Annotated in this window: 23 protein-coding genes; 10 read left to right on the plus strand and 13 right to left on the minus strand. The window is 69.5% G+C overall.

What is annotated here, in order from left to right:
* Nucleotides 1-137: 137 nt before the first annotated feature.
* Nucleotides 138-884, minus strand: coding sequence for an IclR family transcriptional regulator (locus tag ACH35V_RS00005; RefSeq protein ID WP_395969374.1), 747 nt, complete (start codon nt 882-884; stop codon nt 138-140).
* Nucleotides 885-985: 101 nt separating this feature from the next.
* On the opposite strand from ACH35V_RS00005, the gene ACH35V_RS00010 reads away from it, so the two are divergent.
* The 3 genes from ACH35V_RS00010 to ACH35V_RS00020 all read left to right on the plus strand — a co-directional run bounded on the left by ACH35V_RS00010 (nt 986) and on the right by ACH35V_RS00020 (nt 5,391).
* Complete coding sequence (locus ACH35V_RS00010; protein WP_395969375.1) at nt 986-2,257, plus strand: amino acid deaminase; 1,272 nt, start codon at nt 986-988, stop codon at nt 2,255-2,257.
* Nucleotides 2,257-3,846 carry an amidohydrolase family protein gene (locus tag ACH35V_RS00015; RefSeq protein ID WP_395969376.1) on the plus strand — a complete coding sequence of 530 codons (1,590 nt, stop codon included), beginning with the start codon at nt 2,257-2,259 and terminating at the stop codon, nt 3,844-3,846. Before ACH35V_RS00010 ends, ACH35V_RS00015 begins: the two co-directional genes overlap by 1 nt.
* Nucleotides 3,847-3,993: 147 nt before the next feature.
* Nucleotides 3,994-5,391 carry a GntP family permease gene (locus ACH35V_RS00020; protein WP_395969377.1) on the plus strand — a complete coding sequence of 466 codons (1,398 nt, stop codon included), beginning with the start codon at nt 3,994-3,996 and terminating at the stop codon, nt 5,389-5,391.
* A gap of 130 nt (nt 5,392-5,521) precedes the next feature.
* On the opposite strand, the gene ACH35V_RS00025 is transcribed toward ACH35V_RS00020, so the two are convergent.
* The 5 genes from ACH35V_RS00025 to ACH35V_RS00045 form a co-directional block, all read right to left on the minus strand.
* Complete coding sequence (locus ACH35V_RS00025; RefSeq protein WP_395969378.1) at nt 5,522-6,151, minus strand: TetR/AcrR family transcriptional regulator; 630 nt, start codon at nt 6,149-6,151, stop codon at nt 5,522-5,524.
* A gap of 332 nt (nt 6,152-6,483) precedes the next feature.
* Nucleotides 6,484-7,332 carry a response regulator transcription factor gene (locus ACH35V_RS00030; protein WP_395969379.1) on the minus strand — a complete coding sequence of 283 codons (849 nt, stop codon included), beginning with the start codon at nt 7,330-7,332 and terminating at the stop codon, nt 6,484-6,486.
* Nucleotides 7,333-7,486: 154 nt separating this feature from the next.
* Nucleotides 7,487-9,112 carry an AMP-binding protein gene (locus ACH35V_RS00035; protein WP_395969380.1) on the minus strand — a complete coding sequence of 542 codons (1,626 nt, stop codon included), beginning with the start codon at nt 9,110-9,112 and terminating at the stop codon, nt 7,487-7,489.
* A complete protein-coding gene (locus ACH35V_RS00040; RefSeq protein WP_395969381.1) occupies nt 9,109-10,791 on the minus strand; it encodes an AMP-binding protein in 1,683 nt (560 codons plus the stop codon). The genes ACH35V_RS00035 and ACH35V_RS00040 overlap by 4 nt, the downstream gene beginning before the upstream one ends.
* A gap of 168 nt (nt 10,792-10,959) precedes the next feature.
* The gene (locus tag ACH35V_RS00045; protein WP_395969382.1) at nt 10,960-11,559 is read right to left on the minus strand and encodes a TetR/AcrR family transcriptional regulator; all 600 of its coding nucleotides are present in this window, start codon (nt 11,557-11,559) and stop codon (nt 10,960-10,962) included.
* 94 nt (nt 11,560-11,653) lie between these two features.
* Between ACH35V_RS00045 and ACH35V_RS00050 the strand changes: the two genes are divergently transcribed.
* The 3 genes from ACH35V_RS00050 (at nt 11,654) to ACH35V_RS00060 (ending at nt 14,792) form a co-directional block, all read left to right on the plus strand.
* On the plus strand, nt 11,654-12,868 hold the full coding sequence (locus tag ACH35V_RS00050) for an FAD-dependent monooxygenase (RefSeq protein ID WP_395969383.1): 1,215 nt from the start codon (nt 11,654-11,656) through the stop codon (nt 12,866-12,868).
* Nucleotides 12,869-13,284: 416 nt separating this feature from the next.
* Nucleotides 13,285-14,529: an MFS transporter gene (locus tag ACH35V_RS00055; protein ID WP_395969384.1), complete on the plus strand. Its 1,245-nt coding sequence runs from the start codon at nt 13,285-13,287 to the stop codon at nt 14,527-14,529.
* The gene (locus ACH35V_RS00060; protein WP_395969385.1) at nt 14,526-14,792 is read left to right on the plus strand and encodes a hypothetical protein; all 267 of its coding nucleotides are present in this window, start codon (nt 14,526-14,528) and stop codon (nt 14,790-14,792) included. The genes ACH35V_RS00055 and ACH35V_RS00060 overlap by 4 nt, the downstream gene beginning before the upstream one ends.
* A gap of 56 nt (nt 14,793-14,848) precedes the next feature.
* Here the strand turns inward: ACH35V_RS00060 and ACH35V_RS00065 are convergent, their stop codons facing one another.
* Nucleotides 14,849-15,298, minus strand: a complete 450-nt coding sequence (locus ACH35V_RS00065) for an NUDIX hydrolase (RefSeq protein WP_395969386.1) — start codon at nt 15,296-15,298, stop codon at nt 14,849-14,851.
* A 28-nt stretch (nt 15,299-15,326) separates the two neighbouring features.
* Nucleotides 15,327-17,048 (minus strand): asparagine synthetase B family protein, encoded by a 1,722-nt coding sequence (locus ACH35V_RS00070; protein ID WP_395969387.1) that lies wholly within the window; start codon nt 17,046-17,048, stop codon nt 15,327-15,329.
* Nucleotides 17,049-17,331: 283 nt separating this feature from the next.
* On the opposite strand from ACH35V_RS00070, the gene ACH35V_RS00075 reads away from it, so the two are divergent.
* Nucleotides 17,332-18,744 (plus strand): sporulation protein, encoded by a 1,413-nt coding sequence (locus tag ACH35V_RS00075; RefSeq protein ID WP_395969388.1) that lies wholly within the window; start codon nt 17,332-17,334, stop codon nt 18,742-18,744.
* Here the strand turns inward: ACH35V_RS00075 and ACH35V_RS00080 are convergent.
* Complete coding sequence (locus ACH35V_RS00080) at nt 18,741-18,899, minus strand: DUF397 domain-containing protein (protein ID WP_395969389.1); 159 nt, start codon at nt 18,897-18,899, stop codon at nt 18,741-18,743. The two genes, ACH35V_RS00075 and ACH35V_RS00080, sit on opposite strands and share 4 nt — an antisense overlap.
* The gene (locus ACH35V_RS00085; protein WP_395969390.1) at nt 18,892-19,734 is read right to left on the minus strand and encodes a Scr1 family TA system antitoxin-like transcriptional regulator; all 843 of its coding nucleotides are present in this window, start codon (nt 19,732-19,734) and stop codon (nt 18,892-18,894) included. The genes ACH35V_RS00080 and ACH35V_RS00085 overlap by 8 nt, the downstream gene beginning before the upstream one ends.
* A 281-nt stretch (nt 19,735-20,015) precedes the next feature.
* Here ACH35V_RS00085 and ACH35V_RS00090 point away from each other — a divergent pair, with 281 nt between their 5' ends.
* From ACH35V_RS00090 to ACH35V_RS00100, 3 genes are read left to right on the plus strand one after another with little or no spacing between them, the layout of a single operon-like run.
* Entirely contained in the window at nt 20,016-20,267 is a 252-nt protein-coding gene (locus ACH35V_RS00090) for a hypothetical protein (RefSeq protein ID WP_395969391.1), read from the plus strand.
* Nucleotides 20,268-20,317: 50 nt separating this feature from the next.
* Nucleotides 20,318-20,731 carry an ATP-binding protein gene (locus tag ACH35V_RS00095; RefSeq protein ID WP_395969392.1) on the plus strand — a complete coding sequence of 138 codons (414 nt, stop codon included), beginning with the start codon at nt 20,318-20,320 and terminating at the stop codon, nt 20,729-20,731.
* Nucleotides 20,718-21,125 carry a hypothetical protein gene (locus ACH35V_RS00100; RefSeq protein WP_395969393.1) on the plus strand — a complete coding sequence of 136 codons (408 nt, stop codon included), beginning with the start codon at nt 20,718-20,720 and terminating at the stop codon, nt 21,123-21,125. The genes ACH35V_RS00095 and ACH35V_RS00100 overlap by 14 nt, the downstream gene beginning before the upstream one ends.
* Before the next feature lie 128 nt (nt 21,126-21,253).
* Here the strand turns inward: ACH35V_RS00100 and ACH35V_RS00105 are convergent, their stop codons facing one another.
* The 3 genes from ACH35V_RS00105 to ACH35V_RS00115 all read right to left on the minus strand — a co-directional run bounded on the left by ACH35V_RS00105 (nt 21,254) and on the right by ACH35V_RS00115 (nt 22,558).
* A complete protein-coding gene (locus ACH35V_RS00105) occupies nt 21,254-21,613 on the minus strand; it encodes an ArsR/SmtB family transcription factor (protein WP_395969394.1) in 360 nt (119 codons plus the stop codon).
* A complete protein-coding gene (locus ACH35V_RS00110) occupies nt 21,610-22,065 on the minus strand; it encodes an SRPBCC domain-containing protein (protein ID WP_395969395.1) in 456 nt (151 codons plus the stop codon). Before ACH35V_RS00110 ends, ACH35V_RS00105 begins: the two co-directional genes overlap by 4 nt.
* 103 nt (nt 22,066-22,168) lie before the next feature.
* Nucleotides 22,169-22,558: a hypothetical protein gene (locus tag ACH35V_RS00115; protein WP_395969396.1), complete on the minus strand. Its 390-nt coding sequence runs from the start codon at nt 22,556-22,558 to the stop codon at nt 22,169-22,171.
* Nucleotides 22,559-22,671: the final 113 nt, after the last annotated feature.

The raw sequence follows: 22,671 nt of genomic DNA on the forward strand, positions 1-22,671 counted from the left end.
CGAACCGGCCCCCCGACCGGCAGGTCGTGCGACCTCCGGGCGCTGGGCGCCCTCCGGCCGCACGACCTCCGGGCGCTGGGCGCCCTCCGGCCGCACGACCTGTGGCCTCGCTGAGGATCTTGTCCAGGGGTTTCGGGTCAGGGGGCGGTGTGGCCGCAGGCGGTGGAGACGGCGTGGACGGTGTCGAGGAGGGCGGGCAGCAGGGCGAGGACCTCGTCGCGGCTCAGCACGACCTCGGGAACCGAGATGGAGACGGCGGCGATGACGCGTCCGGTGGCGTCCCGGACGGGGGCGGCGACGCAGCGGATGAACGTCTCGTGCTCGGCGTCGTCCAGCGCGTAGCCCTGGTCGGCGACGCGGGACAGCTCGTCCAGGAGCGGGGCCGGGCCGGTGAGGGTGTGCTCGGTGAACGGGGTGTACTCGATCTCCTCGGCGACGCGGCGGCGGCGCGGTTCGGGGAGGTCGGCGAGCAGCACCTTGGCGATCGCGGTGGCGTGCAGCGGCATGCTCAGCCCGACCCGCGAGTACATGCGGATCGAGTGCCGCGAGTCGTATTTGTCCAGGTAGATGACGTTGCCGCCCTCGTACACGCCGAGGTGGATCGTCTGCCCGGTCTCCTCGTTCAGCCGGGCCAGGTGGGGGGCGGCGACGTCCCGGATGCCGCGCTGCTCCAGCGCCGCGCCCGCCAGCGCGAACAGCCGGGAGCCGAGGTGGAAGCGGTGGTCGGAGTCGCGGTGAACGAACCGTCCGGACTCCATGGTCCGCAGCAGCCGCAGCACGGTCGTCTTGTGGACGCCGACCTTCGCGGCCAGCTCGTCCAGAGTCCGCGGCCCCTCGCCGAGCTCGCCGAGGATCGCGAGCGCGCGTCCGAGGCTCTGGCTCATTCAGGCTCCCTCCGTGGGTAGCCCCGGGTCGTTGACCGGCACCCGCGGGTGATGTTACAACCACAACAGCACAAGACGCAATTATCGTTGCAATATGTGCAATGACGGAGGTCATGATGGTCGCGAGCATCGACGCCGGGGCGATCGACGCGCTCGGCGAGGAGCGGCTCGACTGGCGCTTCAAAGCGATTCCGGCGTCGCTGCACGGGATGTCGGTTGCGGATGTCCGCGCGAACCGTCCGCCCCTCGACGACTTCGGCACCCCGCTGCTGACGCTGGACGCGGGCGCGCTCGACCACAACGTCCGGACGATGGCGCGCTGGGTGGACGCGGCGGGCGTCGCGCTCGCCCCGCACGGCAAGACGACGATGGCCCCGCAGCTGTGGCGGCGGCAGCTCGACGCGGGCGCCTGGGGCGTCACGGTCGCGAACCTGCCGCAGCTCCGCGTCGCCCGCGCGTTCGGCGTCCGGCGGGTCATGCTCGCGAACGCGCTCCTCGACCCGGCGGGCCTCGCCTGGCTGGCCGCCGAGCTGGAGGAGCATCCGGAGTTCGAGTTCACGTCCTGGGTCGACTCGCCGCGCTCGGTCGCGCTGATGGACGAGGCCCTCCGCCTCGCCCGCGCCCAGCGCCCGGTCGACGTGTGCGTCGAGATCGGCGGGCCGCACGGGCGCACCGGCGTCCGCGACGACGGCGACGCCCGCGCGCTCGCGGCCGCCGTCCGCGACGCGCCGACGCTGCGCCTCGCCGGGCTCGCCGGATACGAGGGCGCGCTCGCGCACGACGCGTCCGACGAGGGGCGCGGCGCCGTCGACGCCTACCTGCGCCGGATGGCGAACCTGTTCGGCGGCCTCGACTACGAGACCGGCGAGCCGATCGTGACGGCGGGCGGCAGCTCCTTCTTCGACCAGGTCGCGGACGTGCTCGGCGGCGTGGGCGGCCAGGTCGTGCTGCGGTCGGGGGCCTACATCGTCCACGACGACGGGTTCTACCGGGAGATCTCGCCGTTCTCGCGCGGCGCCGGAGACGCGCGGCTGCGGTCGGCGATGCACGGCTGGGCGCGGGTCGTGTCCCGTCCGGAGCCCGCGCTCGCGCTGCTGGACGCAGGCAAACGCGACCTGCCGTTCGACGAAGGGCTTCCGATGCCGCAGCTCGTCCGGGGGAAGGGGCCGGAGGCGGTCGAGAAGGCGCAGGTCACCGCCGTCAACGACCAGCACGCGTTCTTGGAGGACGCTTCCGTGGAGGTCGGTGACGTGGTGAAGCTGGGCCTGTCGCATCCCTGCACCGCGCTCGACAAATGGACGCTGATCCCCGTCCTGGACGACGCCGAAGCCGATCATCCCGCCGTGATCGACCTTGTCAGGACGTGGTTCTGATGCCGGGCACCGTGATCCGCGGCGCGACCGTCGTGGACGGCACCGGAGCCCCCGGCCGCGTCGCCGACGTCACGATCGGCGAAGGCCGGATCACCGAGATCGGCGACGGCCTCTCCGGGACCACCGTCATCGACGCGGACGGCCTCGTCCTCGCCCCCGGGTTCATCGACATGCACGCCCACTCCGACCTGGCGCTGCTCATCGAGCCCGACCATCTCGCCAAGGTGAGCCAGGGCGTGACGACCGAGGTCATCGGCCAGGACGGCCTGTCCTACGCGCCCGTCGACGACGCCACCCTCGCCGACACCCGCCGCGCCATCGCCGGCTGGAACACCGACCCGCCCGGCTTCGACTGGTCGTGGCGGACCGTCGGCGAATACCTCGACCGCCTCGACCAGGGCATCGCGGTCAACGCCTGCTATCTCGTCCCGCAGGGCACGGTGCGGATGCTCGCGGTGGGCTGGGAAGACCGTCCGCCGACGGAAGCGGAACTCGACCGGCAACGCGAACTGGTCGCGACCGGCATGCGCGAGGGCGCGGTCGGGATGTCCAGCGGCCTCACCTATGTGCCCGCGATGTACGCCGACGATGCGGAACTGGCCGAGCTGTGCCGTGTCGTCGGGTCCCTCGGCGGGTTCTACGCGCCGCACCACCGCTCGTACGGGGCGGGCGCGCTGGAGGCGTACGCCGAGATGGTCGAGCTGTCGCGCCGCTCTGGCTGCCCGCTGCACCTCGCGCACGCGACGATGAACTTCGGCGTCAACCGGGGACGCGCGCCCGAGCTGCTGAGCCTCCTGGACGACGCGATCGCCGACGGCTGCGACATCACCCTCGACACCTACCCCTACCTGCCGGGCTCCACGACCCTCGCCGCGCTGCTGCCGAGCTGGGCGTCCGCGGGCGGACCTTCGGCGCTGCTGGCGCGGCTCCACGACCCCGCCGAGAAGGCCCGGATCCGGCACGCGATGGAGGTCGAGGGGTCGGACGGCTGCCACGGCGTCCCCGCCGAATGGGAGACGATCGAGATCTCCGGCTCCCCGGACGCCTCCGTCGTCGGACGGACGGTCGCGCAGCTCGCCGCCGCGTCCGGGCGTCCCGAGTTCGACGTCTACTGCGAGCGGCTGATCGCCGACGACCTCGCCACCACGATCCTCCAGCACGTCGGGCACGAGGAGAACGTCCAGGCGATCATGCGGCATCCGTGCCACACCGGCGGCAGCGACGGGCTCCTGGCCGCCGCGAAACCGCACCCGCGCGCCTGGGGGACGTTCCCGCGCTACCTCGGCCACTACGTCCGCGAGCTGGGCGTCCTGTCCCTCGAAGAGTGCGTCGCGCACCTGACCGGACGCGCCGCCCGCCGCCTCCGCCTCGAAGACCGCGGGCTCGTCCGCCCCGGTTACCACGCCGACCTCGTCCTGTTCGACCCCGCGACCGTCCGCGACACCGCCACGTTCGACGACCCGAAGCAGCAGGCCGAGGGCGTCGTGCACGTGCTCGTCGGCGGCACGCCCGTCATCTCCGGCGGACGCCACACCGGAGCGCTCCCCGGCCGCTCCCTCCGCCGCACCCCGACCGGAACGACCGCCTGACCCCCGCCTAGGCCCCCGACTCCCGTCCTCCCGACTCCCGTCCCGCCGACTCCTGAGACCCCGCCACCAACCCCGCCTGACGCCTAACGCCTATCGCCCATCACCCTCGGCATCCCCCAACCCCCATTCACCGAGAGGGTCACGTCAATGGTCCATTGGCTGCAAGAAGAGACGGGCGGGCTGCTGACGCTGTGCGCCGTGTCCATCGCGGTCCTGCTGTTCCTCATCATCAAGGTCAAGCTGGAACCGTTCATCGCGCTGCTCGTCTCCGGCCTCGCCCTCGCGCTGGTCGCCGGGCTGAGCGTCGAGGAGATCGTCGGCACCGCGCTCAGCTCCAAGGAGTCCGTGCTGGAGAAGGGCTTCGGCGGGCTCCTCGGGCACATCGCGCCGATCGTCGGGCTCGGCACCATCCTCGGTGCGATCCTGGAGCGGTCCGGAGGCGCGGACGTCCTCACCCGGCGGCTGCTGAGCGTCGCAGGCGAACGCGGCGCGCCGCTCGCGATGGGCCTCGCCGGGCTCATCTTCGGCATCCCCGTCTTCTTCGACGTGGGTATTTTCGTCCTCGCGCCGCTGGTCTACATCACCGCCAGGCGGGGCGGGCGCTCCCTCGTCCTGTACGCGATGCCGCTGCTCGCGGGGCTGTCGATGACGCACGCGTTCCTGCCGCCGCACCCCGGCGCGGTGGCCGTCGCCGGGCTCCTCGAAGTCCCGCTCGGCTGGCTCATCATCTTCGGCCTGATCTGCGGCATCCCGGCGTTCCTCGTCGCGGGCGTCGCGTGGGGCGCCTGGATCGGCAAGCGCGTCTTCGTCGAGGTGCCGGACGAGTACGTCGTCGCGGAGAAGGAGAAGGCCAAGAAGGACGCGGAGCCGGAGCCGGAGCCGTCCCTCGCCCTCGTCGGGCTGATCATCGCGGTGCCGCTCGTGCTGATCCTGCTCGCCACGTTCAGCACCGTGTGGTGGGAGGACAGCCCCGCGCTGCCCACCCTGACGTTCATCGGCAACCCCGTCGTCGCGCTCACCCTCGCCGTGCTGCTCGCCATGTACCTGCTGGGCATCCGGCGCGGCATCTCGACCGCGGAGCTGTCCGACCTCGCCGCCAAGTCGCTCCGCCCGATCGGCATGATCCTGCTGGTCATCGGCGGCGGCGCGTTCTTCGGCGCGGTCGTGTCGGCGACCGGGGTCGGCAAGGCCCTCGCCGGAACCATGTCGGACGCGGGCCTGCCGGTGATCGTGCTCGCCTACCTGATCGCGTGCGGGCTCCGGGTCGCGCAGGGCTCGGCGACCGTCGCGATCGTCACCACCGGCGGCATCGTCGCGCCGCTGGTGAAGGCCGAGGACTACGCGGACCCGCACATCGCGCTGATCGCCATCGCGATCTCCGCGGGCTCGATCATCGCCTCGCACGTCAACGACGGCGGGTTCTGGATCATCTCGCGCTACTTCAACATGTCCGTCCGCGACACCATCAAGACGTGGACGGTGCTGGAGACGATCCTGTCGATCGTCGGCTTCGCGATGGCGGCCGGGCTGAGCATCTTCATCTGACAGGTGCCGACCGGCGGGGCCTGCGCGCGGCGGCCCCGCCGGTCACCGCCACGCTTCAACGGCCGGAGGGCCGGAGGGCCGGACGGCGGGACGGCGGGACGGCGGGACGGCTCGACGGCCGGGCGGCGGCCTAGCGGTCGAGGAGCGACCTGAAGTGGGCGAGGATCGGCGTGCACAGCTTCGGGAGCGAGGCGTGCTGACCCATCGCGACCATCCCGGTCACCAGGGACGCCACCCCGCCGATGAGCATCTCGCACGCGAACTCCGGGTCGGGCAGGGTGCGGAACCGCTCGTCCTCCACCAGCAGCCCGACGACGATCTCGACGAACCCGCGCTGGACGGTGTACCGCAGCGCCGTCGCCGCAGGGCCCGCCGCGTAGATCTCGAGCAGGAACATGCGCGCCGCGCCGCCGTCCGCCGACAGCTCCCGCAGGTAGGCGTACAGGGCCTGTTCGAGCCGTCCCATCACCGGCTCGCCGGAGGCCGAGAGCGCCGCCGAGACGACGCCCTCGATGCGGTCGGCGGCGGCCTGGTACGCGGCGAGGAAGCACGCCTGCTTGTCGGCGAAATGCTCGTAGAACGTCTCGCGGGACACGTGCGCCCGCTTCAGCACGTCGGCGACGGTGGTGCGGGCGTAGCCCTTCTCCCCGACGGCCTGCGTCATGCCCTGGAGCATGCGTTCCCGCTGGGAGGCCGTGACCTGTGCGCGGGTGAGGTGATGACGCCCGCGCGGCAGCGAGGTGAAGCCGTCGGAGTCCACACGGACAAGCTACCAACGTGTTCGGGCCCGCCGAGGAAACCCGTTTACGACGAATACCACGAACATTGTTGTTCGCCGAGATGTTACGGTTTCCAGTGCATATCGGGGGACGGACGTCCCCGTCCCTGGAGCGGGCGGGACGGCCGAGCGATCACGGCCCGGCGCAGCCGGCGTGTGATGAACGCTCCGTCCAGGCAGTGCGCCACGGGGGCCGATCTGCACTGGACGACGCGCATCCGCACGCGACGCTGACCCCGTCGCCGGGCCCGATTGCGAGGAAGGAAAGAACCGCGCGGCCCCGCGGTTTTATCCGTCCTGCGCTGGCTGGTCGGCTAGGGGAGGAGGCCGGCGCGGCGGGCGGTGGTGACCGCCTCCAGGCGGGTGTGGCTGTCGAGTTTGCGCATCGCTGAGCGCAGGTAGCTCTTGACCGTTTCGGGGAGCAGGCCCAGGCGTTCGGCTGCCTCCGCGTTGGTGCAGCCGATCGCCACGTAGGAGAGAACGTCCAGCTCGCGCGGTGACAGGACGGGACGCGGGGAGCCGTCCGGCTCGTTCAGCCCGGCGGCGGCCAGGCGGAGCGACGCCTCGCGGAGGCGGTCGCGGGTCGGTGCGTCCTCGACCCTCTCGGCCAGGGCGCGCAGTTCCGCGTGGACGGCCCTGACCTCCTCCCAGCGCGCCGCCGACTCCGGCACGGCGGGACGTGCGCGGGCGACCGCCTCGTCCGCCCTGTCCTGGACGGCGATGTCCTGCTCGAGGTCGCGAGCGGCCTGGACGGCGGCGCCCACGACACGGTCGGCGAGCGACAGCGGTTCGCGCAGCGCGCCGTACAGGACGCCGCGCACCCGCCGCCGGACGACGATCGGTACCGCGAGGATGGATAGCAGCCCCTCGCGTCCGACCGGCTTGTCGTAGTCGTGGCTGATCGACGCCGAGCACGGGTAGTTGCTCACCCACAGCGGGCGCGCCATCGCCATCGCCTTGCCGCCGAGCCCGTTGCCGTGGCGGACGACGAGCCCGTTCAGCGAGTCGGTCGTGTTGCCGACCAGCTCGGTGATGTGGAGCCGGTCGTGCCCGCCGCCCGAGGCGCCCCCGGACACCGCGCCGCCGAACACCACGGGAAGGCCGGTCGTCCGGTGCAGCGCGAGCACCGCCGACCGGACGGCGCCCGCGTCATCGCGCGTCATCCTGGGAGTTCTGGGTCCTGCGGGCGCTCTGGAAGAGGCGCTCCCCGGCCCGCCCGGCATTCGTTCCCTCGAGATCGGCGCACCCATGCTCCGAGCATGCCCGGTGAGACGGCGTCTCGAAAGCCCTTCACGCAGAAAGTAACGCGGGGAGGTCCTAGGCGTCGCCGAGGCCCAGGATGTCGACGGCCTCCGCGCGCATCTGCACCTTGCGGATCTTCCCGGTGACCGTCATCGGGAACTCGTCCACGACGTGCACGTAGCGCGGGATCTTGAAGTGGGCGAGCCTGCCCTCGCAGAACGTGCGCAGGGCTGCGGCGGTGAGGTCCGGGACGCCCTCGCGCAGCCGCACCCAGGCCATCAGCTCCTCGCCGTACTTCTCGTCCGGGACGCCGATGACCTGCGCGTCCACGATGTCGGGATGGGTGTAGAGGAACTCCTCGATCTCGCGCGGGTAGATGTTCTCGCCGCCGCGGATCACCATGTCCTTGATCCGGCCGGTGATGCTGACGTAGCCGTCGTCGTCCATCACGGCCAGGTCGCCGGTGTGCATCCAGCGCGCCGCGTCGATCGCCTCGGACGTCTTCTCCGGCTCGTCCCAGTAGCCGAGCATCACCGAATAGCCGCGCGTGCAGAATTCGCCTGGCGTGCCCCGCGGGACCGTGACGCCCGTCTCCGGGTCGATCACCTTGATCTCCAGATGCGGCTGCACGCGTCCGACCGTGGAGACGCGGCGGTCGAGCGAGTCGCCCGCCCGCGTCTGCGTCGACACCGGGGACGTCTCCGTCATGCCGTAGCAGATCGCGACCTCGCCCATCCCGAGCCGGTCGATGACCTGCTTCATCACCTCGACGGGGCACGGCGACCCCGCCATGATCCCGGTGCGCAGGCTCGACAGGTCGAGGTCGTCCAGCGACGGCTCGTTCAGGACGGCGATGAACATCGTCGGCACCCCGTACAGCGACGTGCACCGTTCGGCGGCGACGGCGTCCAGCGTCGCCTTCGGGTCGAACGCCGGAGCCGGGATCACCACGCACGCGCCGTGGCTGGTCGCCGCGAGGTTGCCCATCACCATTCCGAAGCAGTGATAAAACGGCACCGGAACACATATGCGGTCCTCTTCGTCGTACGCGCACAGTTCGCCGACGAAGAAGCCGTTGTTCAGGATGTTGTGGTGCGAGAGCGTCGCGCCTTTGGGGAAGCCCGTCGTCCCGGACGTGTACTGGATGTTGATCGGGTCGTCGGCGGTGAGCGTCCGGCCGATCTCGGTGAGGACGGCCGGGTCGTCGCCGCGCCCCGCCTCCATGAGCGCGTCCCACCGCGGCGTGCCGATCAGGACGACGTCCCGCAGCGCCGCGCACTTCGGCCCGACCTCGTCGATCATCGCCGCGTAGTCGGACGACTTGAACGCGGGCGCGGACACCAGCGTCCTGATCCCGGCCTGGTTGAGGACGAACTCCAGCTCGTGCACCCGGTACGCCGGGTTGATGTTCACCAGGATCGCGCCGAGCTTGGCCGTCGCGTACTGGACGAGCGTCCACTCCGCGCAGTTCGGCGACCAGATCCCGACCCGGTCGCCCTTGACGACGCCGAGGTCGCGCAGGCCGAGCGCGACGGCGTCCACGTCGTCGGCGAGCTGCCCGTACGTCCAGCGGCGGCCGGACGCCCGCTCCACCAGCGCGTCGCGATCGGCGAAGGCCGCGACCGTCCTGGCGAGGTTCGCGCCGATCGTGTCGCCGAGCAGCGGCGTGCTGGCCACGCCCGACGCGTACGAGGAGGTCATCGCAGGTCCTCCTCGCGGAACTCGCCCTCGGGCCGGTCCTCCACTCCCGGATGCTTGTCTATCTCGCTCGTTCGCAGCTCGACGCGGCGGATCTTCCCGGAGATCGTCTTCGGGAGCGCGCCGAACTCCAGCAGCCGGATCCGCTTGTACGGCGACAGCTGCGCCCGGCTGTGCTCGAAGATCGCCTTCGCCGTGGCCGCGTCGGGCTCCCACCCGGCGGCGAGCGTCACGTACGCCTTCGGCACGGCCGCCCTGACCGGGTCGGGCGAGGGCACCACGGCCGCCTCCGCGACCGCGTCGTGCTCGATCAGCACGCTCTCCAGCTCGAACGGCGAGATCTTGTAGTCGGACGCCTTGAACACGTCGTCGGAGCGTCCGACGTAGGTGATGTATCCGTCCTCGTCCCGGGAGCCGATGTCGCCGGTGTGGTAGTAGCCGCCCGCCATCGCCTCGTCCGTGCGCGCGTCGTCGCCGTGGTAGCCGGTCATCAGCCCGAGCGGACGGTCCTCCAGGTCGAGGCAGATCTCGCCCTCGTCGCCCGGCTCCCCGGTGACCGGATCGATCAGCGCAACCTTGTAGCCGGGCACGGGACGTCCCATCGAACCCGGCTTGACCGTCTGCCCTGGCGTGTTGGCGATCTGCACGGTGGTCTCGGTCTGCCCGAACCCGTCCCGGATCGTCCGGCCCCAGGCGTCCTTCACGCGCTCGATCACCTCGGGATTGAGCGGCTCACCGGCCGCGACCACCTCGCGAGGCGGGTTGGCCAGCCGTCCCAGATCGGACTGGATCAGCATCCGCCACACGGTCGGTGGCGCACAGAAACTAGTGATCCCGCACCGTTCGAGTGTGTCGAGCAGCCGGTCGGCGTCGAACCGCGTGTAGTTGAAGATGAAGACGCACGCTTCCGCGTCCCACGGTGCGAAAACGTTGCTCCACGCGTGCTTCGCCCACCCCGGCGACGAGATGTTCAGATGGACGTCCCCCGGCCGCAGCCCGATCCAGTACATCGTCGACAGGTGCCCGGCCGGGTAGGACGCGTGCGTGTGCTCGACCAGTTTCGGCTTCGCCGTCGTCCCGGACGTGAAGTACAGCAACAAGGTGTCCCGCGACATGGTGAGCCCATACGGCGTGAACGACTCCGCGTCCTCATAGGCATCCGCGAACCGCACCCACCCATCCACAGGGTCGCCCACAGCAATCTTCGTGAACTCACCCTGGACGCCGTCGAACTTCCCCGCGTCCGCCGAACCGACCACCACATGCCGTGCCTTGCCGCGAATGAGCCGGTCCTGGAGATCGGTCGTCCCCAGCAGCGGCGTGCAAGGAATGATCACGGCCCCGAGCTTCATCGAGGCCAGCACCGTCTCCCACAGCTCGACCTGGTTGCCGAGCATCAGGATGATCCGGTCGCCGCGCCGCACACCGGACCGCCGCAGCAGGTTCGCCACCTGGTTCGACCGCCGCGACATCTGCGAGAACGAGTACCGCGCCTCGGACCCGTCCTCCTCCACGATCCACAGCGCGGGCGAGTCGTTGCTCTCGGCGATCTTGTCGAACCAGTCCAGCGCCCAGTTGAACCCGGTCAGGACGGGCCAGCGGAACTTCTCGTACGCGGTCGCGTAGTCATCGCGATGCGCGAGCAGGAAGTCGCGCGCCGCACGGAACTCGACTGCGGGCATGGTCTCTCCTCGTAGCCGCACGGACACCCGGTAGAAGGATCGTTCGCCATGGCGAGTGACCCACGCCACCCCCGAACGGGGGTGGTCGGGGGGACTCCTACCCGCCTGCGACGACCGCCGACCGCGGCGGCGGCCCTCGCATGGGGAGAACCGCGAGCGAGTGCCGAATCAGCCGGTCAGACCGTTGAGGAGGAGTGAGGTGAGCGTGTCGATGATCTGGTCGTCGGTGAAGGCCGGTGCGTGCTCGCCGGCGGTGAGGACGGCGTAGCCGAGCATCGACAGCATCGCCCCCATCGCGGCCGCCACGAGTGCCGGATCGCCGGGCAGCACGTGACCCTTCTCCCGCAGGTACTCCAGGTGGTCTCGAAAGGTCTCGGTCTCGGTCGTGAGGGTCTGCCAAGCGTGACCGGTGCCCGGCTTCTCGGCCGCGGCGGACTGGTACATCGCGACCACGACCGGTAGATGCTCCCGGAACACCTTCCAGACGATCGCGACGTGCCACCGCAACTGGGCCCGGTCGGTGAGGTCGTGGTCGTGCGGATGCGGCTCGAGTTCCGCGTCGGCGTCGGCCTCAAGATCGGCCAGCAGGCTCTTGAGCAGGTCCTCCTTGCTGGAGAAATGGTCATAGAACGAGCCCGTCGACCGTCCCGCCGCCTGCGCGATGTCGGTGATCTTGACGTTGAGATAGCCGTCCTCGACGAACAGCCTCCGGGCCGCCCCCTTGAGCGCCGCCTCGGTCTCGGCCGCGCGCGCCTTTCGCACACCCACCGGTGGTCCTCCCTTGACGTCCATCGATGGCCACATGATACTGAACCCCACTTCACCGAATAGAGATTCGGTGAATCAACATTCAGGGAGTGTCGTGAAGGTGATCGTCGTGGGCGGCGGAGTCGCAGGGGCCGCCGGGGCAATCGCGCTGCGGCGCATCGGCGCCGAGGTGACGGTGTACGAGGCGTACGAGGATCCCGCGGGGCAGGTCGGCTCCTTCCTGAGCCTGGCGAGCAACGGGCTGCGCGTGCTCGACGAGCTCGGCTGCCTGGAGGAGGTTCAGCGGTCCGGCTTCGACGTCGCGCGGCAGCGCATGTGGGGCAGTTCCGGGAAGCTGCTGGGCGACGTGCCCCGAGGCCGGCTCACCGCTGACCCGCTGCACAGCGTGACGCTGATGCGTGCCGACCTAGTGGCGGTGCTTCGCGCGAGGGCCGCGCGCTCGGGCGCCCGGATCGTCACCGGTGAGCGGCTGGTCGGCGCGGTCACCACGCAGGACGGTGTCCGAGCCGAGTTCGCGAGCGGGCGCGTGGCGGAAGCCGATCTGCTGATCGGCGCCGACGGCATCTGGTCCACGACCCGGACGGTCCTCGACCCGTCCGCCCCGGCACCGGCCTACGCGGGCCTCTACAGCATCTCGGGCGTCGCCGAGAACGTCGGGGTCGAGCAGGGCACGTTCAACATGGTCTTCGCGCGCAACGGCGCCTTCATCCACCTGCCCGCTCCCGACGGCTCCCTTTGGTGGTCAGCGCAGGTCGCCGCAGCCGAACGGCCGGAGCTGAACGGCGTCGGGGACGCGGAATGGCTGGACCGGCTGAGCGATCTCTACCGCTTCGAGGAGCTGCCGCAGGCCATCCTCAAGGCGACGACGTCCGTCCACCGGCCGACGCCCATGCATGTGCTCCCCGAGGTTCCGGTGCGTCACAACGACCGCATCGCTCTCGTGGGTGATGCCGGGCACCCGGTCGGCGCCGGGCAAGGCGCCTCCATGGCCATCGAGGACGCGCTCGTGCTCGCCCAGACGGTCGCCGGGACCGCGACGATCGCGGACGGACTGCGGAGGTACGACCAGCGGCGACGCGCGCGCATCGCCAAGCTGGTCAGGTCCGCCGCGAGCAACCGGGATGCCAAGACCGCCGGTCCGATCGCCCGCCGCCTGAACGACCTGATCATGCCGATCTTCTTCCGGCACTTCTACGAGAAGGCCACCGGCTGGCTCTACTCCCACGACCTCGGAACACTCTCCACCCCGACGGAGGCACCCGTGCGCGGACGTGAAAGCGGCGGCCGAAGCACTCGACCTGCCTTCTAGGACTGGTTGTTCTGTTGGGGTTCGCGTTGGGCCTCGCGGTGGGCGGTTTCGGCGAGTGTCTTGATTCGGCTGAGGCGGGTGTTCCAGCGGGCGGGGTGGACGGTGTATCGCACCTCGCGGCCGTCGCGGCGTGCCGTGACCAGCCCGGCCCGTTGGACCAGCCCTCGTTGTGGTCGTCGGTGTAGAAGGTCTTGCGCTCGTCCGTCCAGCCGGTCTCGTCCAGGCCGGTCTCGGTCACGCGCAGCAGGGTGCGGTCGCCGTCCGGGACGAGCCGTAGTCCTACTCGCAGGCAACAACCGCCGACCGCAGCACCGCCAGAGGCTCGCCGATCTGCGCCACGCCTTTGAATCGGCACGGCGAAACATGATCTTGAGGCAGGCTGAGGCCGCCGTGTCCTCGATGGCGTGGAGGGGCCTGTGGGGTATCTGCGGCTGTTGCGGCAACCCCGGATCCTGCTGCTGTGGATCGCGCAGACCCTCAGTGTGCTGGGCGACCGGATGTACGCGCTGGCCGTGATGTGGCTGGTGTGGGACACCACTGGATCGGCCGCCTGGATGGGGTTGGTGGCCGTCGCCGAGTCCGTCCCGTACGTGCTGGTGGGCGTGTTCGGGCAACGGTTGCTGGGCTGGTGGGCGGGCCTCGGCAAACTCGCTGTCCTGGACCTGGCGAGGATGGCGGTGGTCGCCGTCCTGCCGCTGGCGTGGACGCTGCGCGGACCGAGCCTGGCCCTGCTTCTGATCGTGGCCGCGGTGCTCGGCTTGCTGGGGGCGTTGTTCGACCCGAACCTGGGTGCGCTCGTCCCCGATCTGGTCCCGGCTGAACAGGTACAGCAGGTGACGGGGCTGATGGATCTGATGGGCCGGATTGCGCGAGTCGCCGGTCCGGGCGCTGCGGGGCTGCTGCTCATTGTGGTGTCAGAGGTGCAGCTCTACGTGGTCGACGCCTGTACGTTCGCGGTGAGCGGCGTGGCGCTGGCCGTTGCGGCCCGCGGAGCATCCGCGCCTGGTCGTGGAGCTCCCGTGGGGCCGTTTGGTGTGAGGCGGCGGCTGCGAGCGCGTGCCCTGGTGCGTGCCCGGCCGGTGACGGGTTGCATGATCGGCATGCACGGCGCCGGGCAAATGCTGCTCGGGGTCTCGCTGGTGCTGCCGGCGCTGCTGTCGGCGCGCGGTGCCGCGGACGCGCGGACGTATGCGGCGGCGATGACCGCGACGGGCGCCGGTGCTGTCGTCGCGAATGCGGTGGCCGGGCACTGGCGCCGGGCGAGTGTGATTCCCGGTGCGTACTGCGTCGCGTGGATCTGCTACGGCCTGGTGATGGTCGCGACGGGAGCCGCGGGAACAACGTTGCAGATCGTTGTGCTGTCGGCGGCCGCTGGTGCGGCCGGCCCCTTCACCGCGGTCGGCCTTCGTACGCATCTCGGCTCGTTCGGCCGCGACGAGCGGGTGGCGTGGATGAGGTTGGATCAGACCGTGCTGCGTGCGGCGGGGACGGCGGGGACGCTGCTCCTGCCGATGCTCGCCGCTCCCCGTCCGGCCGCCGGGTTCGTCGGAGGCGGCATCGGCATGATCGCCGTCGCGGTCTCGACCTGGTCGGCGGCCGTGCTCCTGCGGCGGCGAGATCAGACCAGGTCAGGCCATGTGGGGGTAGCCGAGAAGAAGTGACCGATTGGCATGAGCTGTTCGTGCAGGTTCCCCGGAGCCGGTGTAGCCCAAAGGACAATTCCGGTGCCACCGCCACGGTGCGGGTGTCGGCGCCGGTGAAATTCCACCGGCGCTCCGCTCAGCAGCGATTCCAGCGCGGCGGCGGCCCGTGCCTTGAAGGTGAGCTTCTTGCCCGCCGCCAGGACGGCGATGGTGTCGCCGTGCTGCTCGGTGGGCGCCTCGAACTGGGTGACGCACACCGCGCCGTGCGGCCGGGTGGGTGAGGGTCATGCCGGGCGGGGGTGCTGGTGACGTCGAGCTCGTCGAGACTGCCGGCCGTTCAGGTGGGTCGGTCGGTGATGGCGCGGCGGATGCCGTCACTGATGTAGGGGGGGATGGTCAGCTCGGAGAGCTGGTGTGGGGGGAAGAACTGGAGCTTGACGCCTTCGTTCAGCGGCAGCGCCTGCTCGTCGCCGTCCCAGTATCCGACGAAGAAGCTGATCATCTGTCCGGAGCCGTCCTCGTCGTGGACGGCGAAGGCCTCGGCCAGGTTGCCGACCTCCAGGCCGGCCTCCTCGTGGAGCTCGCGCACGATGGCGTCGGCCGGGGTTTCGCCCGGGTCGCAACCTCCACCGAGCAGGCTCCAGTAGCCTGGCCAGGCGATTCCTTCGATGTCATCGCGCAGGTGGAGCAAGACTTCCCTGGCCCCGTTGACGATGATGGCGACCGCGCCGCGCTCAGGCTGTGATGCGGCGAGGGGCGCGTGAGTTTGTTCAGAGGTCTTCTGCATCCGGCTACGGTAGTGGCCCGGGCATTCGTCACGCGGCAATCCTCGCCGAGCTTGTGGCCAGCCAAAACGCGGTGAGCAACGCCACCATCCGAGTTCGGCTGTAGGGCTCCGAGGAGGCGAGACCCGCCTCCAACAAAGGCTGCACCGAAGGCGGGCATCCGCGCAGCGCGATGGCGATCCGATGGTCCGTGAACGACCGCAGCTCACCCGTGATCCAGGCTGGGACCGGCGAGGCGAACCCGAGCTTGTCCCGGTTGTCCCACACCTCGGCGGGAAGCCCGAAGAGCCGGGCGGCGTCACGCAGAATTCGCTTACCCAGTGCGGGTTGGTCGATCTTGCAGGAAGTCGGAAGCCAGTAGGACAGTTCCACCAGCGATCGGGCTAGATAGGGGGACCGGCGTTCCAGCCCGAAGGAGGAAGCAAGTTTGTCGCTGGTGGCGACCAGAGGCCGCCAGCTCGTCGCCAGCTCGACCAGTGTCCAGGCGCGCGCAATGTCCCCGTCGGCGCGCTGGAGCGCGTCGGACACCAGTACGTTGATCCGGCTGTCAGGGTCGGGCCCGCGTAGGACCAGCCGGGTGATCTGGTCGGCGACCGGCAGTTCCTGCCCGGCCGGATACATGAGTTTGCCGGCCAGCGGTTGGTAGGACTCCAGCCCGGCGTCGAGTACCGCGTTGGCGCCGTACAGGGTCATTGCGTGCCTTACGTAACCCATTAGGAGCTCGTCGGGGCCCAGCCCGCCGATCACCACGCGCAACCCCAGGTCGTGGATCGCGTGGTAGGCCATGTACTCGGAGAAGATGGACGCGTTGCCCATCGGGTAGTCCAGGGCACGTGCGATGTCGGGCAGGTGCCGGCTGAAGCGCCTGACGTCAGGTTCGACGATCACCAGCTCGGCGTTGATGTCGTGAGCGACCCGGGTGGCGAGCCTCGATTCGTCCAGGCGGTCCTGGCCCGGGTAGCGGACGGTCACGCACATGCTGGGCCGCATCAAATAGGCCAAGACCGAAGAGTCCAGGCCACCTGACAGCAGGAGCGCGAAGTCACCTGCGGGTGCCCGCAGCGGGATCTCCTCGGCCAGCAGGCCGCAAAACTCGGCCAGCAGCTCAGAGTAGGACCGCTTCTCGCCGGAGCAGGGAACTGCCGGAGTGGTGCGGGCCAGATCCCACCACAGTCGCTGGTCCAGCGATCCGGCAGCGACCTGGAACGCTAGCAGCGTGGCAGGAGCGAGCGCTTGGATCCCCTGGAAAGGGGTGTCCACGCCGGTGCAGGTCTCGATCGCCAGCATCTCCGGCCGGGCCACCATTGGCGCAGCTCCGTATCCGGTGAGCGTGGTCACTTCAGAGGCGAAAGCGAGCCTGCCGCCGTCCAGCCGCCAGTACAGCGGCTTCTCCCCGAGCCGGTCTCTAGCCAGGAACAGGGTGCCCGAGCGCGGGTCATAGATCGCGAAGGCGAACATGCCGTCCAGTGCTTCCAGGCATGCCGGGCCAGCCCGAGCCCAAGCTCGCAGCAGCAGGTGAGCGTCGCTCTCCCCGGCTCCTAGGGTGATGCCCCAGTCGGCGGCGACACGCTGACAGTTGTAGATCTCGCCGTTGAAGGTGAGCAGAAGTCCCGAGCCAGGATCAGCGTACGGGCCCAATGGCACGTCGAGGTTGACGATCCGCAGCGTGTTCATCGCCAGCACCGCCCGGCTGTCGGTGGATACCGCGCAGCGAGTGCCGTCCGGGCCCCGGTGGTCCTGGGTGTGGCCCATTGCTCTGACCGTCGTCAGGTGGGCGGTGGCGTCCAGACCGGCCAGACCTGCGATTCCGCACATGAGCGTCGAACCCCTTTCACATCGCCACGAGATGGTGTTGGCCGGCTGCGTTCGGGAGAGGTGCCGTCCCGGGACACGGTCTCTGAGGTTCAGGAAACCTCCGGTCTGAGATGTCGGGGGAGGCTCACAAGGGGGGCTCACAGATCGCACACCCGATGTGCGGGACGGGGGACTGGGAGTACGGTCGAAACCTCACTCGCACGCTTGTGAGGGGATGGACGTGGCGTCCACAACGCGCCGGGCCAGACCGCCCAACACGGCCTTGACCCGGCTCATTGAATCTTCAGGAGCCAGCCACAACGCACTGGCCTTCCGGGTCAACGAGCTCGCCCGTCGGCAAGGTATGTCCACCAACTACACCCACACGTCGGTGGCGAACTGGTGCCGTCGGGGCATGGTTCCCACGTGGCCCATCCCCAGGCTGATCGCGCATGCTTTGAGTGAGCGGCTCGGCAGGCGAGTCCAACTCGCTGACATCGGCATGCCTGATCACAAGGCGGCCGCGGCGGATCTGGGGTTGGAATTCCCCAGAGGAACCGCCGATGCCGTACGTGCCGCAACATCATTCTGGAGTTCTGTGAACCGCCGTGACTTCCTCGGATCCAGCTTCGCGATCACTGCCTTCTCCACCCCGGTGACCCGCTGGCTGATCGCCCCCGCCGACGTACCCGCCGACCACCGTGGCGGCGTCCGCGTTGGTCGCGCCGACGTTGAAGAACTCCGTGAGTCGGCCGATGCCGCCCGAGTCTGGGATTCGCGATACGGCGGTGGGAATTGGCGCTCAACCTCCGTCGCCGATTGCCTGAACCACCGCGCGACACCGTTGCTGAACGGCACATACTCCGCGGAGATCGGTCAGCAGTTGTACTCGGTCACCGCCGAACTCTCACGGCTGGCCGGCTGGACCGCGTTCGACATCAATCATCACGAAGCGGCCCAACGTCACTTCATCCAGGCGCTGCGTCTCGCCAGAGCCGCCGGCGACGTCCAACTCGGCTGCTACGTGCTCACCACCATGGCCATGCAAGCGCTCATGCGTGGCTTCCCCACCGAAGCCATCGACATGGCTGAAGGTGCCTTCGAGCGCGCCAAGACCATCGCCGCTCCACGGGTCCTGGCGTTCACCAAGCTGATCGAGGCTCGTGCACATGCCCGGGCCAAGGACGGCCGAGCCGCGTCCCGCGCCCTCGCCGACTCTGAGACCATGCTGGGACGAATGCGCGATGGGGCGGACGAGCCGCACTGGATCGACTTCTACACGCATGCCCGGCTGTCCGCCGACGCTTCTGAAATCTACCGCGACCTGCACAAACCCAAAGAAGCGCTTGCCTGGCACCGGCAGGCAGCGGCGATGGCCTCCGGCGTTTACACCCGCTCGGTCGGCATGCGCCTAGCCATTGTCGCCACCGTCCATATCCAAGACCGGGAACTTGACCATGGCCTTGATCTGGGGAATCGGTCCGTCGACATCCTCTCCCGCGTCAACTCGAAGCGCGCCCACCACTACGTGCAGGAGTTGACCACGGCTCTCACCCCTTGGCGGACCGAGCCCCAGGTCCGAGACTTCCTTCACCGGGCGAGACCTCACACAGGAGGGGGACGGCCCTATCGAAGGGCCGTCCAACAGTCCTAGTGGTCCAGGCCGCCGGTCTTGATCTGGCGGACGAGGTTGCGGAGGGTGTTACGGGGGATGGTGAGGTGGCCCTCGTGGGGGTTCTTGCTGTCGCGGATGCCGATCTTGTCGTCCAGCGAGGCCAGTTCAACGCAGTCCCCGGCCGTATCACCCATGCCTGATCTGCTGCTCTTGCGCCACTCGATGTTCATTGAGACGCTCCAACTTCTGCTCTATCAGCTCTTGTGAGCCGTGTTCGGTTAGGGCCTTTGCCCCGATTCGGTCGTACCGCAGCGCCAGTTCCCTGACCTCCGGGGCGTCGTGGACCAGTCGGCCCCCTAGTTGGGCCCACATGTAGCCTACGTTTGCCCCGGTTGATGTGGTGATCAGCTCGAAGTTCCCTTCTCCGCCGATGTGCCAGGTTCTGGCCGGGATGATCCTCACACTAGTTCGTTCGGTGAGGTCCAGAAGCACCTGGAGTTGCTCCCGCTTGGCTTCGGAAGGGATCGGCGGGTCCAGGGCCTCTTCGTCGATCAGGGCCCAGAGGTCGAGCTTTGGGAGTTGGTCCAGGAGGAGGCTCGACCGGGCCATCCGTCCTTTGACAGCGGCCTCGATGTCTCGGACACCTCGCCGGGCGGTGAGTAGTTGCCGTGCGTACGTCTCCGTCTGGAACGGGACTGGGATGTACTTCGACACGTAGGACTTGACGATCAGGGCGCCGGTCTCGAAGTCGATGAGTTGCTTCCACCACTCCTGGTCGCGGCCGAGGGTAACGGCGTACTTGCGGAGAACTCGGAACAAAGTGCCCCAAGCCTCGTCAAGCTGCTCGGCCTGGACGGACGTCATGTTGAGGCGTCCGGCCTCCGTGTTTGCTACTCGCTGCTTGTCGGCCTGAATGATCTCGGCGACCTGGGACTGCGAGAGCCCGCGCCGCAGGCGCTCCATTCGCAGGTAGACGGCGATTAGATTCCAGAATGAGTCCTCTGGGCGAAGCTCGTTGGCGGCGCTCATGTGGCACTCCCGGGGGTAGTAAAAATGCCCGTACAACTGGCGCGCTTCCTCTTCCTGCGAGCATTCTATGCCTCGGAGCGCGAAGCGGAGGGTGACTCAGGGCAAGTGTTCCCTTCCCCCGCAATCGAATATCCAGAACGGACTAATTGGACAGTTATTGTCCGATTTATCCTGGCTCTGTCGCGCCACGCGAGGGTCGCAGAGAAATAAAGGAGTGGGCCCCGGGGGTGTCACCAGCACTTGTCCCGGGGCCCTGGCCCGACTGGAAAGGAGTCGGACTTATGGACGATGTTACGGGCAATCCGCTGGTGGAGTTGGCGGTGCAGCTCAGGCAGCGGGGATATCGCGCGACCGTGGACGGAGGAACGCTGGCCGTGTCGCTGGGCGCCCGTGGTGAGCGGGTGATCGCGTGCGATGGTCGGCGGTTCCGGTGGGGCGGCGAGCGCGGGCACGTGCTCGGGGCCGTTGGCGCTGAGGCGGCGTCGGCGGAGCGCGCGATCCTGGTGCTGCGGCAGATCGCGCGGCGGTCGTGATGGCGGGCTGCGGGATGAGTGTGAGCGTTGTGGCCGCTGGAGGTCTGGCGGTGACGTTCCGGACCGCGCCGACGGTTCCGGGGCAGGTCCGGACGCTGGTGGAGCTGCGGCTTGTGGAATGGGGGCTGGCCGGGCTCGTCGACGATGTGACGCTGATCGCCAGTGAGCTGGCGACGAACGCGGTGCGTCACACGTCCGGGAAGGAGATCCGAGTGCGGTTCACGCGCGAGCCGCACGGCGTGCTGTTGAAAGTGTGGGACGGCTCGGACGCGATGCCGGTGCGCGGGCGGGCCGTGGAAACGGCGTCCGACGCTGCGGTTCCGGACGCTGCGGCGCTGGAGCCGGGACACCAGGTCGGGACGTCCGGCCGGGGGCTGCCGATCGTGGAAGCGCTGGCGCACAGGTGGGGTGTTACCCCGACCGAACCGAACGGGAAATGGACGTGGGCGCGTGTCCTGGCGTGACCTGGTCGGGGCGTCGCGAGGCGTGCGTCAGGCGGCCGGCCGCTGGCGGGTCGTGCTGGAGTGGCGGACGTTCGCGGGTCACGAGGTGGCGGTACAGAGGCTGGAACTGCTGAGGGTCGCGCTGCTGCCGATGGGCTGGCGCTGCGTCGGTCTGTACGACAAGCAGGAGTTGCGATTCCCCGTGCCGCTGCTGTGGGTGTACGCCAGCGGCGCTGCCGATGACATCGGTGTCGCGGTGACCGTCCGGGCGCTGCCCGGCCAGGCATGGGGCTACTTCGAGGCGGGAGACGGGCGAGGCGGGTTCGTGTCCCCATGCGGGGACGTGAAAGCGGCGGCCGGCGCACTCGACCTGCTCCTGAAGCACCGGATGTTCCCGCACAGGGAATGGGCCTGACCGCGGCCGCCGGCTCTGATGGCGTTAGAGCCTTATGGCGCGTCAGCTATTCCTTGAGCGGGATGCCGATGGCGTTCGCCTTGACGACGGCTGCGGCCTCGCTGCTGGTCGCGCGAGAGCAGAGTGCGTCAAGGGTGGTCGTCGTGTTGGGCCGCAGGTTGGGCCTCGCGGTGGGCGGTTTCGGCGAGTGTCTTGATTCGGCTGAGGCGGGTGTTCCAGCGGGCGGCCACGTCGGCCAGGGCGCGGGCCGCCTCGTCCAGGCGGTCGGGGTGGACGGTGTATCGCACCTCGCGGCCGTCGCGGCGTGCCGTGACCAGCCCGGCCCGTTGCAGGACGGCCAGGTGCTTCGCGACGGCCTGGCGCGTGAACGGCAGGTCAGCGGCGAGGGCCGTGGGCGTCGCCTCGCCCTTGGCGAGCAGCACGTCGAGGAGCCGGCGGCGGCTCGGCTCCGCCACCGCCGCCAGCAGTTCCTCGTCATGCTCGGTCACTTGGGCGAGACCCCGGTCGCCGCGTAGGTGGCCAGGTCGGCGAGGTGCTTGGACCAGCCCTCGTTGTGGTCGTCGGTGTAGAAGGTCTTGCGCTCGTCCGTCCAGCCGGTCTCGTCCAGGCCGGTCTCGGTCACGCGCAGCAGGGTGCGGTCGCCGTCCGGGACGAGCCTGAACTCGACCAGCGTCGAGTTGCCCTCCTCCGGCCGGGTGCCTTCGGGATTGCCCCAGCGGTAGGCGAAGCGGTGCGGCGGTTCGACGGCCGCGACGACGAATTTCGCCTGCTCCTGCGCGGCCGTCTCCTTGTCGACCCAGGTCAGCGTCCCGTCGCCGCCGGCCCGCAGGTCGATCTCCGCCTTGTCGCTGAACCACTGGGCGATCTGCTCCGGCTCCGTCACCGTCCGCCAGACCACGTCCACCGGCGCCTCGATCAGGATCTCGTGCTCGATGCTCACAACAGGCCCTCCCCGTTCGTCATAATCCGCAACCTTTGGTTGCATGACCACCGTAACCTGGGCGAACCTCGATGCGCAACCGGTGGTTGCTTTTTTGTTCCCGTCACTCGTCTCCGGCGGAGGGGGCGCGCCGGGTTCGCGGTCCGGTCGCGGGGCGGTTCGGCTCGTCCTGGAACCGGATGCGTTCGGTGCGCGGCTCGGCGTCCGGCCTGATCCGCTCGATCGGGTCGAGGGGCGACGCCGTGCCGAGGTCGGGCTCGCCTCGCCGGGCGCGGTCGCTCGTGGTCGGGGCGTCTCCGTCGCACGGGACGCTCCGGACGGTCTCCTGGTCGCCGGCGACCCGGCGTTCGGCGACGTGCTGGCGTGCCTCGCCCTGTGGCGGGTGTGGGGTGGAACGCTCCTCCCGCATGCGCTGGGTGCTCACCACGGCGATGTAGACCGTGGTGAGCGCGCTGAGCGCCGCGGCCGCCTCCGGGTGGGCCGTCAGACCCACGGCGGCTGCTGTCAGCGCCAGGGCCGACGCCGCGAGCAGCGGCAGTATCGCGCGCTTTCGCAATTTCCGCAGGCGGCCGCGCAGTACCGGTGGAATCGAATTGTCTTTCGAGA

The organism is Actinomadura sp. 1N219 (assembly GCF_044326405.1).
Taxonomy (GTDB): Bacteria; Actinomycetota; Actinomycetes; order Streptosporangiales; family Streptosporangiaceae; genus Spirillospora.

What these genes read in the sequence shown, in the direction of transcription:
- ACH35V_RS00090 (WP_395969391.1), top strand. Translation starts at nt 20,016, where the DNA reads ATGGACGATGTTACGGGCAATCCGCTGGTGGAGTTGGCGGTGCAGCTC.
- ACH35V_RS00085 (WP_395969390.1), bottom strand. Translation starts at nt 19,734, where the DNA reads ATGAGCGCCGCCAACGAGCTTCGCCCAGAGGACTCATTCTGGAATCTA.
- ACH35V_RS00010 (WP_395969375.1), top strand. Translation starts at nt 986, where the DNA reads ATGACGGAGGTCATGATGGTCGCGAGCATCGACGCCGGGGCGATCGAC.
- ACH35V_RS00020 (WP_395969377.1), top strand. Translation starts at nt 3,994, where the DNA reads ATGGTCCATTGGCTGCAAGAAGAGACGGGCGGGCTGCTGACGCTGTGC.
- ACH35V_RS00065 (WP_395969386.1), bottom strand. Translation starts at nt 15,298, where the DNA reads ATGCAGAAGACCTCTGAACAAACTCACGCGCCCCTCGCCGCATCACAG.
- ACH35V_RS00070 (WP_395969387.1), bottom strand. Translation starts at nt 17,048, where the DNA reads ATGGGCCACACCCAGGACCACCGGGGCCCGGACGGCACTCGCTGCGCG.
- ACH35V_RS00030 (WP_395969379.1), bottom strand. Translation starts at nt 7,332, where the DNA reads ATGACGCGCGATGACGCGGGCGCCGTCCGGTCGGCGGTGCTCGCGCTG.
- ACH35V_RS00040 (WP_395969381.1), bottom strand. Translation starts at nt 10,791, where the DNA reads ATGCCCGCAGTCGAGTTCCGTGCGGCGCGCGACTTCCTGCTCGCGCAT.
- ACH35V_RS00035 (WP_395969380.1), bottom strand. Translation starts at nt 9,112, where the DNA reads ATGACCTCCTCGTACGCGTCGGGCGTGGCCAGCACGCCGCTGCTCGGC.
- ACH35V_RS00015 (WP_395969376.1), top strand. Translation starts at nt 2,257, where the DNA reads ATGCCGGGCACCGTGATCCGCGGCGCGACCGTCGTGGACGGCACCGGA.
- ACH35V_RS00080 (WP_395969389.1), bottom strand. Translation starts at nt 18,899, where the DNA reads ATGGGTGATACGGCCGGGGACTGCGTTGAACTGGCCTCGCTGGACGAC.
- ACH35V_RS00005 (WP_395969374.1), bottom strand. Translation starts at nt 884, where the DNA reads ATGAGCCAGAGCCTCGGACGCGCGCTCGCGATCCTCGGCGAGCTCGGC.